This is a genomic window from Rhodopirellula baltica SH 1, from assembly GCF_000196115.1.
In the GTDB taxonomy this organism is placed as follows: domain Bacteria; phylum Planctomycetota; class Planctomycetia; order Pirellulales; family Pirellulaceae; genus Rhodopirellula; species Rhodopirellula baltica.
In genome coordinates, this window is the sequence record NC_005027.1 from 2,980,676 (window position 1) to 2,994,662 (window position 13,987).

Here is a 13,987-nt window from a genome sequence, read left to right on the forward strand (position 1 = left end):
CCGTGCTCGCCTCGAGCCAGTTGACTACAAGTAGTTCAGAACGGTGATACCCGACGTTTGCCCAACGAATCGCATGGAAGCTTCCAACGCGACCTGACGAGCCTGCAATTCGCTGATCACGACCGCCAAGTCGGCGTCCATCGCATCGGACAGTTGCGATTGAAGCAATACGTTTTCGTTTTCCACCGCGGTGCGTGAGTCCTGAAGAGCGGAATGCCAAACCCCAACGCGGCCACGAGTTCGCGTGCTGTCGTCGAGGTCTTCATCCAAGCGAGCTTGAAGACGGCCAATTTCCGAGATATCCCCGTCACGAACCGCTTGCTCAAGCCGCAACAGCGTGTCGATCGCTCCGCCGGCATCACGAGGCAGGTAATCACGACCATTCAGCACCGCGAAACTGCCGTCGAATTCGCCTTCGGCGGCCGTTGCATCTTCGGGAATCCATCCCAAATAGGTCCCGGCATCGCTTAAACCCGGTTGCGTGACGCGGATCGGGTCGGCCCCCGGAGGCGCCGTCAATCGCAAACCATTCCCGACGTCGTTCAACGTGATCTGAACGCGAAGTGTGTCTTGGTTGTCTGGATGGTTGCGGACTAAATCGATGATCTCACCCACCGTTGCCACATCTTCCAACTCCAACTCCAGCTCGACGCCATCGGGTCGAGTGATCACCAAATCAGGACCGGCTGGATTGAAATTCAATCCCCTTCCGCGCGCCAAATCACTGATCAGAGTGTCCTCGGTGGCAGTCCGAATCCCCAATTCCGACGCCGCCGTCCCGCCATTCTCGCCAACGCTGTAATCGACTCCCGAACGCAACGCGTGCAACTCGATCCTGCCCTGCGTTTCGTTCAGCACAGCTCTGACTTCGGCATCGCTTCGGTTGATTGCGATGACAACGTCACCGATCGTTTCAGCATCAGAAAAATCGATGTTGAATCGTTCGTTTCCGCGATCGATGACCAGTCCGTCGGACAAATCGAGGCCTACGCCATTGTTAAGGTCGGCCAACGGAGTTCCCGCGGTCACTTGGGGCGACAAGCGGTCGCCAATCAATGGTGGAGCGTGAAAACCTTCCGGGTTGGAGATCAACAAATCCGACGCCAGACGACTTCCGGGTGCATCTTTAATCGCCAAAGTCCCGGGCAAACCGTCCGCATACTGAACGGTGATCGAATCCGCCCCCAGAGTCACCGACAACGATCGCCCGTCCAAATCCGCCGAACGCATGATGTCAGCGACGTCCCCAATGGTCGCCGCCTGACGAAGATCGAGTTCCACGAAATTGTCGCCGTCTGAAACAGTCAACACGCCGGCCTGCACGCCCGCGCCCTGTTTCATGTCGATCAAACGAGTATCAGCGTTGAGAGCCGCCCCCAACGAGCTTCCCTCGATGAAGGGTTCCCCCAGTCCAATCGCGGATGCGGCGGTGACAGTGAACTCGGTCCGAGTTCCATCGCCGAGTTTGGTTTGCCCAATTGCCTGGTTGCCGTTGAATCGAACCGTTCCGCTGATGTGTTCCAATGCCGATTCGGTTTGCAAAACGCCGCCGAGCAATTGGTGGTCGGTGAACATGCCGTTTCCGGCACTGACAATTTGCTCCATCTGCTGACGAATCGTCATCGCCAACGCCTCACGTTGGTCATCAGACAAAACGCTCTGTGCGGCCTCCACGGCGGCACCACGCGCTTCGATAATGGCGGTGTCGACTTTGTTAAGCGTCACGTCTGCGGATTGGTAAAATGCCTCGGCGGCACTCGCGTTGCGAACCAACTGATCCGTTCGTGAAACTCCTCGCTGCAGTCCGATCGCCCGCGAAGCTGCCGCTGGATCATCGCTGATGCTCAACACTCGACGGCCAGTGCTAAGCTGATCGTACTGGCGTTGGATCGCCAATTGGTCGCTGTTGAGCTGGAACATCAACCGCTGGTTCTGCAGCGGCGTGCTCGTACGGTTGGTTGCGACGGGAAGTAGTGACATGTTTCAACGATGCGATATGGTTCGAAGACACCGTCCGAAAGCACGAGGAAAGTATTTTCGGTATCGTTGTAATCGGCACGATCGACATCTCGACTGTAGATCAATCCATTCGCGATCGTCGCCGGCGCCGCTAAAGAGCCGGTATCGATGACAACGGACCGAGAAAGAACATGATTTTCATCAGCACCATGCAGTTGACTCGGACCCTGGAACGGGGGGAGTTCTACTGCCCAACCTGCGAATCGATCCAGGGTTACCGTCATCGTACGAAACGCACGTTTCTGACCCTGTATTTCATCCCGGTCATTCCGATCAGCGCCCCCGAACCGTTCATCCAGTGCGACAACTGCAAATCGCCCTGGGATCTGAGCGTTCTGCACATCGACCAACGCACGCACGAACAAGTTCGCGAAAATCAGTTTCGCAACGAGGCAATTCGGTCCTGCGTTTTGATGACGTTGGAAGACGAAGAAATCTCCGAACCCGAGATTCAGTCATTACTTCGAATCAGCCGAGTGATTCTGGAAAACCCGATCTCCCGAGAAGAACTGGGGCGGCTGTGTTCGGTCGCCATGCATTCGGGAATTGAAACGCAAAACTATGTCATGACCGTTTCCAAACGCTGGAACATGCAACAGCGTTTGCTCGCTCTACAGGCTATGTTCCTAGCGGCCTCGTCCTGCGAGGAAGAAGTCTCCGATGCCAAAATTCGTCAACTCGGTCGCCTAAAAGATCTACTCGAGCTAACCGAAACCGAATTTGAAGCGGTCATCGAAGATTCGCTGATGTACGCAGGCGTTTGACCGCGTTCATTGGCAATCCGATCGCACCCGTCGCATGGTTTGAAGAAAGCGAACGAAACCGGCCAACAGAACGACCGCACCGATCCCGATCGCGCCATATCCCGCGATCAATAATTCGCGAGACTCGCCGAAGAACTTGATCAGCGTTCCCCCGGTTCCCACCATCATCAACGACGTCCGCAAATACGCCAGCAACGTCCGCTCGTTAGCAAGATCCGTTCGGATCACCGCCAAGTCGTTCCGTTTGCGTGCGAGCAGATCGCCGGTTGATTCAGATGTCGATTCGGTGCCGGGTTCGCTCATATTTAAAAAAGCCGGTTGAGTCCGTTCAACGCCGCGACTCGATACGCTTCGGCCATGGTTGGATAGTTGAACGTCGTTTCGATGAAGTAATCGATCGTGTTCTGCCTTCCCGGTTGATTCATGATCGCCTGGCCAATGTGAATGATCTCCGACGCGTTGGCACCAAAGCAGTGCACGCCAAGGATCTCTTTGGTTTCGCGATGAAACAATAGCTTCAACATGCCGGTGGTTTCACCGGTGATCTGAGCACGGGCCAGCGAGCGAAATTGTGCTTGGCCAACTTCATAGGGAACGCACCGCTCGGTCAATTCACGTTCAGTCGAACCGACCGAGCTGATTTCGGGGCTGGTGTAGATGCCTGTTGGAATGTCGTTGAGCCGTAAATTGCCATCCACTCGCCCCAACAAATGCATTCCCGCGGCGCGGCCTTGCGTGTAAGCGGCACTGGCTAGCGAAGGAATTCCAATGACATCGCCGACGGCGTAGATGTGCGGCAAGCAAGTTTGAAAATGCTCGTCGACGACAATTTGGCCGCGACTGTTTGCTTCGATCGGAAGGTTCTTCAGCCCCAAGTCATCTGTGTTGCCTTGGCGACCATTCGCCCACAGGAACACATCGGTCTTGAGCACTTTGCCACTTTTCAGTCGCAAGATCACGCCATCGTCCAGGCCTTCGATGCTTTCCATTGTCTCGTTGTGGCGAATGATGACGCCCTGATCACGCAAATGATACGACAACGCATCAATGATTTCGTCGTCCAGGAACTCCAACAACTTGTCTCGCGTGTTGATCAAATTGACTTTGATCCCCAGGTTGCGAAACATCGAAGCGTATTCAGTTCCAATCACGCCGGCGCCATACACCGTGATTGATGTTGGCTTGTCCTTCATTTCCAGAATCGTGTCGCTATCGAAAATTCTGGGATGTGAAAAGTCAACGCCTTTGGGACGGTAAGGTCGCGATCCGGTTGAGATCACGAATGCGGCCGCGGTGATCAATTCCCCGTTGTCGATCGTGATCGTGTGCTCGTCGACAAAGCGTGCTTGTCCGCGAGAGATCGGGACCGAGTTGCGATCATAAAACGATTGCCGCATGGTGACTTGACGGCCGATGATCGCCTGCGTACCACGGTTGAGCTGTTCCATGCTCGGGCTGGCCGCGAATCCCATTTCTCGCATCACAGGATTCTTCAGCGATTTCATGGTGCTGGTCACTGCGTATCGCAGGGCCTTGCTGGGGATTGTCCCCCAGTGGGTGCAACCACCACCAATTTGCCGATAGCGTTCCGCAACACCAACACGCAATCCACCTTTCGCAGCTTGCATGGCGGCACCTTCGCCGCCCGGTCCGGTGCCAATGACAAATAAATCAAAATCAAATTTGTCAGGTGCGGGCTTGGCGGCTGGCTTCGCTTCGGGGGCAGGCAAATTGATATCCGGTGTTTCGTCGGGCGACGCCGCCCCGTTGGACGAGGAGGATTCGGTCGCTGATGACATGACTCGTTCCCTGAAATTTGCAATGAATCGCGAGTCAATTCAGCGTTGGCCGCCTCACCGTTCGCTTCGTGTCTCGACATGATTGGGTACCACGGAGCGTCGTTTTCTGTTCGAATCATGGCTCGAAAGAATCCGTCACCCCGTCGAATAAGTCTTGTTTGTACGATGTTGATTGCTTGCGTCCAGACCGGTGTCCATTTTGCGTCCGTCGATCAGAACGTCGACGACGTCTGCAAGAAGATGGAACAGCTCGGCAAACAAAGCGTCGAACTCGCCGTTTTCCCTGAATGCACGCTTACGGGATACGGATACGAAAGTCGTGAGGAAGCACTCGACGCCGCCCCCACAATTGATTCCCCCGCAATCGGCCGTTTGATCGAAGCTTGCCAAGCCAATCGACTGACAATCACGATTGGAACGCTGATTCGGAAGGATCGGGACGAGCTCCACAACTCAGCTTTGATGATCGATGGGTCCGGGTTGCTCGGACGCTACAACAAAGTCCACCTGCCACACCTGGGCGTGGACCGCTTCGTCGATCGCGGACTTTTTTGCGATCAAACTTTTACCACTCAATCGGGTTGCAATGTGGGACTGGGAATCTGCTACGACAGTTCCTTCCCGGAACCCATGCGAGCGTTGGGACTGGCCGGTGCGGATGTCATTGCACTGGGAACCAACTGGCCAGTCGCTGCTTCTCGCACCGCAGAAATTGTTCCCCCGGCGCGAAGCATGGAAAACCATTTGTTCTTCGTTGCCGCAAATCGAATTGGTGAAGAACGCGGCTTCGAATACTGCGGCTTGAGTTCGATCTGTGGCCCCGACGGCGTGGAACTGGCTCGCGCAAAAGGAGCTGAGGAAACGGAGCTGATCGTCGACATCGATTTGGAACAGGCCCGTAACAAACGCATCGAACGCACGCCTGGAAAACACGTCATCGACCGGTTTGCCGATCGACGTCCCGAGATGTATTCACGTCTCAGTGAATCAATTGCGGCCAACGAATCACCCGACGACGCTTGAACTTCGTTTTTGTCAATCAACGATTCGATTCACTGATCGGCCAAATAGATGGCTTCACCCGTGAACCGTCGTCGCAGTTCTTCGTCGCTCCAGGAAACCTTGCCGACCGCAGGGTCCCCGATCAACCAGCGACCACCGTCGGTCTGGCCCAGCACAGTCACGACATGCCCGACCGTAACATTGCCTAAGAAACCGTTGTCCTGAGGATTGTCGCCGGTCAGTCCAAATCGAACCAACGCGACATTGGGAAGTTGACCTTTCTCAAGCCAAAGACTGGGATTGCGAGACGCAACCTTTGCCTTTCGGTCGTGCTGGTGCGCGACGGTCGACAGACCACGGTAAAGTCCCAAAGGTGCGGTTCCCAGCGAACTGCTCAAGCAAGATTTGGCAAGATCCTGTTCGTCGGCTTTGATCCCCGATCGATCCAAGAGTGTGACGGCGGCAGCGGGGGCACAACTGGCAGAGTTGGACTGGATGTAGACACCATCATGCCACTGCGACATCCATTGTGGTTCACGAGGTTGATCCCAATCCAAGGGAAACAGAACCGGACGAGCAATAGGCGTGATCACGAAAGCAACCGCCAATGTCATCATGATCCCAGCGACAGCGGGCCGAAAATTGCGACGCAAATCGACCGCGTGCCCCGCCATTCCCGCGGAGAACGCCAGAACAACAGGTGTTACGTTGGACCAGTAGAGGGCCGCGGATGATGTGATGGCTTCAGCCCAAATCAGGCGACCGAAGAAGCTCCAGGCGAATAAGAACGAAATCCCGACCAACCCCAAAAACACCCAGCGGTCCGATCGTTCCGAAGCGGATTGGAAGCGGCATCCCAGGCGATAGGCACCCAAAGTCATCAATGTCACCACGATCACTGCCAAAGCCAGTTCGAGATCAGGGCGAGCGAAATCCAGGTCCATAAACACCTCCGAGGGCACAACAACGGGGCCAAAGTTAACATTCCGTTAAATTAACGTTACCAACCGATGACCTTCAGCACAAACAACAATTTAACCTTGGCTTCATCAATCCCTCTCATAACAATCGACTTTCGGCTCTCGACACCGCCCAATTTTCGCGCGGGCGCCTCAAAAAAACGAACTTCCGCCGAGGTCTGCTTCGGCTGATGCCTTTGAGCACTTGCCGTGCCAACCTTCTTTTTGGGCATCGCCTATCCATCGAAGGCCCAAAGTCAGATAGGCTGCCGGTTTCACCATCTCCCTGCTCGCGAAGCCCACTCAACGCATGAACTCCGCCACCGATTCCGCCCGCCCCCACGATCAAATCCGCCCCGTCGAAATCGAATGCGGGTACTTAGAATCCAACCCCGCCAGCGTTCTTTACAAAAGCGGTAAAACGATCGTGCTTTGCACAGCATCGGTCGAAACGAACGTTCCGCCGTGGATGGAAGGTCGGGGCAAAGGTTGGGTGACCGCCGAATACAACATGTTGCCGGGCAGCACGAGCCCACGAAAGCGACGCGACCGGAGCGGCAAAGTGGACGGCCGGACGACAGAAATTCAACGTTTGATCGGACGCAGCCTGCGCGCGATCGTTGATCTGCATGCCCTGGGGGAACGTTCCATCACGGTCGATTGTGACGTTCTTCAAGCCGATGGCGGCACCCGCACCGCTTCGATCACCGGCGGCTACATCGCGTTGTCTTTGGCAGTGTCGCAATTGGCGGCGATTCCTGAACTCGATCCTCCCGTCGACCCAACCGCCGTTCTTCGCGATTCTGTCGCAGCGATCAGCGTGGGTGTCATCGGCGAAGATGTCGTCTTGGATCTGGACTACCGACTGGACTCGGCTGCCGACGTCGACATGAACGTGATCATGACCGGTTCGGGTCGCTTCATTGAACTGCAAGGCACCGGCGAAGAAGCCACGTTTGACGACGTTCAATTGGCAGAACTTCTGCGTTTGGGCAAAATTGGTATCGCCGAATTGACCAAACTCCAAAAAGCTCAACTGGTAACCGTGTAGTCGCCACCAATCGGATTGAGTCGTTGCGTTTGCACGGCTTCCACTCGAATCACTTCGCTTTGCTATCCCTCCAAACTTCGATCACCGGCGGTGCAAACACGCGGATCGCCATCCTTCCTCAGCCGAAGGCAAATCGACCGTGTGCCGTCGTCCCTCCTTTTGCCAGTTCAGTGTATGTCTTCGAACGCCAACACCCCCATGCGTGCCGCCATCTTAGGCGTCGGATTCATGGGTTGGATCCACACGCTCGCTTACCAACGCAGTACGACCGCGGAGTTGGTTGGTTTTGCTAGCCGAGATGCAAAAAAGCGAGCAGGTGATTGGCGAGGTATCCAGGGCAACTTTGGACCGCCCGGTGAACAATGGGATGTGTCCGGACTAAACGTCAGCGAGAACCTGGACGGACTTTTGGAAGATGATTCCATCGATCTGATCGATGTATGTTTGCCACCTCATCTTCACGTCGATGCCATCAAAAAAATCTTGGCATCCGGCAAGAAAGTGCTGTGTGAGAAACCGCTCGCATTGAATTCGGACGCGGCACGTTCGCTTCTGAACATTGCTGAACCAGGGCAATTGATGGTCGCTCATATTCTGCCATTCATGCCCGCCTTTCGCTTCCTCGTCGAAGCAAAATCCGACGGTCGCTTTGGCGATCCCATCACAGGTCGATTCTCTCGGACGATCAGTCCACCGGATTGGATTCCTGATTTCTATGACCCCGAAAAAGTTGGCGGTCCCCTGATCGACTTGCAGGTGCATGACGCCCACTTGGCTCGCGTGTTGTTCGGAATGCCAGCGGCGGCTCACTGCGTCAGCCACAACCAACAAGGCGTTCCCAAGCGATACGAAACGATTCTGGAATATTCTCCGTCAGCCGATTCTTATGGTGTCACACCCGTGGTCAGTCTGGCCGGCGGCGTGATCGACTCCCCGGCTCGCGGATTCACCCATGGTTATGAGGTCTCATTCGAAAAGGCCACTGTGCGTTTTGAATTTGCCGCTTATGGCGATGGTTCCTCGGACACGATTCCTCTGACTGTCATGCACAACGATGGACAACTAGAACGCCCCGGTTTAGGCGAGCAAGATCCGATTGATGGTTTCGTCAGTGAGATCGATGCGGCCGCAGCGGTCGTCGCGGGCGGACCCTTGCATCCGGTGCTTGACGCACAACTCGCAACTGATGCTTTAACGATTTGCGAAATGCAAATGGCGAGTCGCCGTTCATGACCGATGTTCAACAACTTGCCGACCAACTGATCGCTCACTTGAAAGAGATGGGCGGATTGGTTGTTGCGTTTTCGGGTGGCGTCGACAGCAGCGTTGTTGCGGCGGCGGCGCATCGAACGGGTCGCGATGTTGTTGCAGTCACTGCTCAGTCACCGGCCGTCGCTCGGTGGCAACTGGATTGGGCTCGCCGCGTGGCCGAGCAAGTTGGAATCACGCATCAGTTTGTTTCGACCGATGAATCGGACCGATCGTCTTACCGGAGGAACCACTCGGACCGCTGCTTCTATTGCAAACAAACGCTTTATGAATTCCTAACGCCAATCGCTGAGCAACGCGGTGCGACGATCGTCTCCGGAACCAACGCGGATGACCTAGGCGATCACCGTCCGGGCATCACCGCGGGCACTCAGGCTCGTGTCCAAACACCGTTGGCCGATCTGGGAATTGGCAAGTCGGCAGTCCGTCAATTGGCCGCTCATTTCGATTTGGAAAATGCGGACCTTCCGGCTTCCCCGTGTTTGGCCAGCCGCATCGCGTATCACGTTGAAGTCACACCTGAACGATTGCAACGGATTGAAACTGCCGAAGCATGGCTCCGCGAACGTGGCGTCTCGGATTGCCGGGTTCGGCTGCACGCAGACGAATTGGCCAGAATCGAAGTTCCCCAACATGAATTCGCCAAGGTCCTGGATTGGACACAAAACGAAGATTTGGTTGGCTCATTCATTACAATGGGCTTTCGATATGTCACCTTGGAGTTAGGTGGCCTGTCCAGCGGAAGTCAAAACCGCGGATTGTCCGAACCTGAACTGGTTCAACTGACACCCGACCGGCCGATTTCCATGTCCAACTCATCTTCGTCTCGCCAACCAAGTCACGGCGAGTCTTCCCCCAACGGCACAAAGGCACTTTCGTGAGCGATCTAGTTGGCTGTCGCGTGGGTGACTACCAAGTCTTGCGCCGCTTGGGCAGCGGTGGCATGGCGGACGTTTACGCAGCCAAACATTTGAAGCTCCGACGAGATGCTGCGTTGAAAGTGTTGCGACGCACACCACAAACCAGTCAAGAAGATCTGCAACGATTCGAACGTGAAGCACAAGCCGCGGCTTGCCTCAATCATCCCAGCATCGTTCAGGTGTATGAAATCGGTGACCATCAGGGCACCCACTTCATCGCGCAAGAGTTGATCGACGGTTCAAATCTCAAACAGTGCTTGCAAAAATCAGGGCAATTCACCGCGAAGGAAGGGATTGAAATTCTTCGCTGTGTGACGGAGGCGCTCGTGGTCGCCCATGCTGCTAGAGTCACTCACCGCGACATCAAGCCTGAGAACATCATGCGTTCGGGTGACGGTGCGATCAAAGTCACCGACTTCGGGTTGGCACGTGTGTTGTCCAACACCGACGCCAGTGCGGTGGATCTGACTCGGGCGGGTTTGACACTCGGCACACCTCGCTACATGAGTCCCGAACAAATCCAAGGGCACAAGGTCGACGGCCGAAGCGACCTCTATTCGCTCGGCGTGACCTTGTATCACTTGCTGGCCGGTCAGCCACCCTTTGATGCCGAAGAACCCCTGGCGTTAGCGGTCAAGCATTTGCACGAAATGCCGCAACCGCTCGACCATGCTCGCGGATCGTCTGACCTACCGCCTTGGTTGGTCGCCACAATCATGCGTTTGCTGCGAAAGACACCGGGTGAACGATTCGCATCTGCAATGGAACTGCTCGACGTTATTCGAGCCAACATATCGCCTTCCGAATCTGGCTTGCCGGCAACGCCAGTCGGAAACGGCTCGTGCTCCAATGGAACGACTTCAATCGATTCCGATCGCACATCCGCTGCTGTGAACTATTTGGGATCCACCTCCGCGACAATTCAACTTCAACGAGTCACCGATGCGATTGCAAACGATCGACGACACGACACGATGCGGTGGGTCGGTGTGATCGCGTTAGCAGGCATTGCCGCGCTGGCTGGATGGGGAATCGCGATCTGGACCCAAGCTCCATCGGTTGCTCAAACCATCGGAGTCCCCAGGGTCACGCGCACCGCCAGTATCGAAGATCAATATTGGCAAGCCATCTCGCTGGACAGCGTGCCAGCATGGAAAGCGGTGGAGGATTACTTTCCCAAAGACGAGATCACTCCCGAAGAGGAAATCTATCATTTGAAAGCGGCACTGCAGCTTGCGAGATTGCTGATCGACGAGCAACGCTGGCCCGAAGCATCGGCGGCGCTTGCCGGGGTCGAACAGTCCGCCAACACGTCGCGACTCTATCGCGCACTCGCGTTGGTCATGCGATACCAAATCCAAATGGGCATCGGTGCTCGAAGAGACGCCAATGAAACCAAGAACAAACTTCGCAACTTGGTCGATGAATTAAGAAACGAAAAATCACAGGTCTTGGAAACGTTTCGCGCGTTGGTGCCGTTGTCAGATCGCTTGGAATTAGGACTCGACGAGCCCGCGGTGATCGACGGCCCGAGCGATCGAAGATCCGCAGTTGAATTCAATCGACTTTTCTCGCCGCGAATCGGTTGAACGTGGTGGTTCAAGGATCCGAGCTGGCAATACGAAACTTCAGAAGGACGGTGCCCGGTAAAGGGCTCAGTCCAAATTCAATTCGTCGAGAACATCGGAAACCAATTCCGAGTCAACCCGGCACATCGATTTCAGATCGGCATTGAGCAGCAACCCGTAGCCTTCGGCGATGTAATCGAGCAACGTTTCTCCATCGACGATGAAGCCACCGACTTCATCATCGCCAAAAAGGTCCGCTCGTAGCTCCACAAATTCAGCCGCAGATGACTGACCGGTGAAAGCCACCAAATAAGGCGAACCGTCTAATTCGGCGGTCAACGCCCCAAGTTCGTCCGAGTCGTCTTCGTCGCGTAAATGAATCAAAACGTACGAATGGGCCATCAGACAATCCGCCAATGAAGCAGCGTCACGCTGCTGAATGGCAGTTCGGCATTCGTTCGTATTGAGATCGGAATCCGCAGGCATGGTGGTAAGATAACGAGTCTGGCGACTTTGCAGAATCAGGGCCCGCGAGAAATCGCGATTTTGTGGCCACCGCCCATTTCCGGCCCCGCCACGCGCCCCCCCAACGGAGATGTAATTTTCGCATAATCAAGCGCACATCGAACGTCAGATTTTGGGTGTATGATCGTCGTGCGTTCTGTCATAATCAGAGCTAGGAAGTGCACAGGTTCGTTAAGGTAGACGGGCTCGAATCACCATCCATGTTGCAAATGACTTGCCATGATTCAGAATCTGCTCGCGCCCACGATGAATTTTCGTGAAGCAAGCCGCGTCGTGCTCGAGCACCTCCAGTCAACCACGGGGTTGGCACTTTGGATGATCACCCGCACGGAGGACGAAGCTTGGATCGTCCTGGACCGCTCCGATCCCAACGACGTTTATCCCGTCGACTCGGGCGACATGATCCAGTGGTCCGATTCTTATTGCCAGCACATGATCGAAGGCACGGCACCTCAGATCGCCCGGCATGCTCAGCAGATCCCGCTCTTTGCTCAGTCCAAAATCTCTCAAAAGCTCCCGATTGCTGCCTACGCCGGCGTCCCAATTCTGGACCGCGATGGCGAATTGTTTGGCACGCTGTGTGGCATCGATCCGGAGATCCAATCAGAACAGTTCGAAGATCACCTGCCGTTGATCCAACTGCTGGCTCGATTGCTGGGTGGCTATCTTTCAATGGAATTGCAATTGCAATCGCTGCAGCGAAAAAGCGATCGCAATTCCTTGCATCAAATGGTTGACCCGACAACGAGCTACTTCAACCGGGAAGGTTGGAGCCGATTGATTCAACGAGAACGCGAACGTGCGAATCGTTTGGGAAGACCTTCAAACGTGCTTCGAGTTGATATCAAGTTCAACGCTCAAACCAAATTGTCTGAGATCGTTTCGGCGATCAAAGATGAATTCGGGTCCGACTATTTGATTGGGCACCTCGCGACGGACCAATTCGAAATCTTGCTTGAAGACCACGAAATGTCGCTGGTGATTGAACGAGGACGTTCAATTCAAGATCGATTGGCAACGCGCGGAATCGCTTCGGACTACAACGCGTTCAATCTCAAGATCACCGAAACCGCTCCTGCGTAACGTTTGTTAACGCTTTGCGTGGCAACATCGGCAACGTGTTTCGCTGCTTGCCGGTTTAAAGCAAGCCGTTCTCTTCCAAACGCACCAACAACCGGACAATCTCGACCGGCCGCGTGAATTGCAAACGTTCCAGGATCTTCGCACGGCGAACTTCGACCGAACGCCGAGTCAGCCCGACCATTGTGGCGATGTCCCCGGTGGTATCTCCCATCGCGATCGCTTCGCAAATTTGACGATCGACCGAGTCGAATTGTTGATAGACCAACAACGACTCACTCAGCGACAAACCCTCTTCCGTCGCATCAGCCTTCAAAAGCGCAACCGGGCGAACAAGCGTTGCACTGATTGCGCTGCCGCCCGAATGGAACTCGCGCCGAATGCTACTGACATCCCAAACACACATTCGTCCGCGGTCGTCTTTGGATTGAAACGAGTAGTCCAATTCAAACGCTCCCAGGGCGATCAACTCGCTTCCACCTAACAACATTTGAACCATCTCGCCGGGCAACCCGGATGGCAACGTTTCGGTAGCGGTGAACTCCACCTCGACGAACAGATCTTCGAGAGCTTGGTTCCAAGCGATCAACCTCCGCTCGCGGTCCAGTAAGAACACACCCGACTCCAATCGCAGTTCGGTGAGTGACCCGCGCAGGGATTCGACTGGCAACTCAATCGAGGGCGCATCAAAACGATTCGATCCACTCTCAAGCATGCCGGTGGTCAAGATAACGCTGAAATGAGTATTCAGCCAACGATCCACCACCCGTCGATCCTCCGTGAATGGACGACGGTAGGCCAATCGATGAATCGCGGCGGATACCTGCTGGACCATTCCGACCCTCGACCCTTATGGGGAGGAAAGCACCGAGGCTGAACCCGATCGATTCGGATTCACAAGAGCCACTCCACGTCAATACGATGCCTCGAGAGAGCGATCTTATCACACCACTTGAGGTATCGCTTCAGATAGGGCACCGAAGGCGCAACTTTCGCAATATGCCGCTCGACAAGAAGGCTAAGCCCAATGC

General features: G+C 55.2%; 14 protein-coding genes. 7 read left to right on the forward strand and 7 right to left on the reverse strand.

Annotation, left to right across the window (positions count from 1 at the left end; genetic code table 11):
* Positions 1-24 precede the first annotated feature (24 nt).
* On the reverse strand, positions 25-1,980 hold the full coding sequence (locus RB_RS11555; protein ID WP_011120579.1) for a flagellin N-terminal helical domain-containing protein: 1,956 nt from the start codon (positions 1,978-1,980) through the stop codon (positions 25-27).
* 170 nt (positions 1,981-2,150) lie between these two features.
* Between RB_RS11555 and RB_RS11560 the strand changes: the two genes are divergently transcribed.
* On the forward strand, positions 2,151-2,783 hold the full coding sequence (locus RB_RS11560; protein ID WP_007325274.1) for a TerB family tellurite resistance protein: 633 nt from the start codon (positions 2,151-2,153) through the stop codon (positions 2,781-2,783).
* Between the two features lie 6 nt (positions 2,784-2,789).
* Here RB_RS11560 and RB_RS11565 read toward each other — a convergent pair whose 3' ends face one another.
* Both RB_RS11565 and sthA read right to left on the reverse strand, forming a co-directional pair.
* Positions 2,790-3,086 carry a DUF202 domain-containing protein gene (locus tag RB_RS11565; protein WP_007330542.1) on the reverse strand — a complete coding sequence of 99 codons (297 nt, stop codon included), beginning with the start codon at positions 3,084-3,086 and terminating at the stop codon, positions 2,790-2,792.
* 2 nt (positions 3,087-3,088) lie between these two features.
* Positions 3,089-4,582 (reverse strand): Si-specific NAD(P)(+) transhydrogenase, encoded by a 1,494-nt coding sequence (sthA, locus tag RB_RS11570; protein ID WP_007325276.1) that lies wholly within the window; start codon positions 4,580-4,582, stop codon positions 3,089-3,091.
* Between the two features lie 165 nt (positions 4,583-4,747).
* Here sthA and RB_RS11575 point away from each other — a divergent pair, with 165 nt between their 5' ends.
* A complete protein-coding gene (locus RB_RS11575) occupies positions 4,748-5,605 on the forward strand; it encodes a carbon-nitrogen hydrolase family protein (RefSeq protein WP_164921895.1) in 858 nt (285 codons plus the stop codon).
* Positions 5,606-5,634: 29 nt separating this feature from the next.
* On the opposite strand, the gene RB_RS11580 is transcribed toward RB_RS11575, so the two are convergent.
* Both RB_RS11580 and RB_RS11585 read right to left on the reverse strand, forming a co-directional pair.
* Positions 5,635-6,528 (reverse strand): C39 family peptidase, encoded by an 894-nt coding sequence (locus RB_RS11580; RefSeq protein WP_007337514.1) that lies wholly within the window; start codon positions 6,526-6,528, stop codon positions 5,635-5,637.
* A 56-nt stretch (positions 6,529-6,584) separates the two neighbouring features.
* Entirely contained in the window at positions 6,585-6,776 is a 192-nt protein-coding gene (locus tag RB_RS11585) for a hypothetical protein (RefSeq protein ID WP_164921252.1), read from the reverse strand.
* 77 nt (positions 6,777-6,853) lie between these two features.
* Between RB_RS11585 and rph the strand changes: the two genes are divergently transcribed.
* The 4 genes from rph (at position 6,854) to RB_RS11605 (ending at position 11,372) form a co-directional block, all read left to right on the forward strand.
* Positions 6,854-7,594, forward strand: a complete 741-nt coding sequence (rph, locus tag RB_RS11590) for a ribonuclease PH (RefSeq protein WP_007330546.1) — start codon at positions 6,854-6,856, stop codon at positions 7,592-7,594.
* Between the two features lie 174 nt (positions 7,595-7,768).
* On the forward strand, positions 7,769-8,827 hold the full coding sequence (locus tag RB_RS11595) for a Gfo/Idh/MocA family protein (RefSeq protein WP_164921896.1): 1,059 nt from the start codon (positions 7,769-7,771) through the stop codon (positions 8,825-8,827).
* Positions 8,824-9,744: an ATP-dependent sacrificial sulfur transferase LarE gene (gene larE / locus RB_RS11600; protein ID WP_164921897.1), complete on the forward strand. Its 921-nt coding sequence runs from the start codon at positions 8,824-8,826 to the stop codon at positions 9,742-9,744. The genes RB_RS11595 and larE overlap by 4 nt, the downstream gene beginning before the upstream one ends.
* A 20-nt stretch (positions 9,745-9,764) precedes the next feature.
* On the forward strand, positions 9,765-11,372 hold the full coding sequence (locus tag RB_RS11605; RefSeq protein ID WP_164922824.1) for a serine/threonine protein kinase: 1,608 nt from the start codon (positions 9,765-9,767) through the stop codon (positions 11,370-11,372).
* A gap of 66 nt (positions 11,373-11,438) precedes the next feature.
* Here the strand turns inward: RB_RS11605 and RB_RS11610 are convergent, their stop codons facing one another.
* A complete protein-coding gene (locus tag RB_RS11610; RefSeq protein ID WP_231846418.1) occupies positions 11,439-11,753 on the reverse strand; it encodes a hypothetical protein in 315 nt (104 codons plus the stop codon).
* 342 nt (positions 11,754-12,095) lie between these two features.
* Between RB_RS11610 and RB_RS11615 the strand changes: the two genes are divergently transcribed.
* Entirely contained in the window at positions 12,096-12,959 is an 864-nt protein-coding gene (locus tag RB_RS11615) for a GAF domain-containing protein (protein WP_007324795.1), read from the forward strand.
* Between the two features lie 55 nt (positions 12,960-13,014).
* On the opposite strand, the gene RB_RS11620 is transcribed toward RB_RS11615, so the two are convergent.
* Complete coding sequence (locus tag RB_RS11620; RefSeq protein ID WP_011120588.1) at positions 13,015-13,791, reverse strand: transcriptional regulator; 777 nt, start codon at positions 13,789-13,791, stop codon at positions 13,015-13,017.
* Positions 13,792-13,987 lie beyond the last annotated feature (196 nt).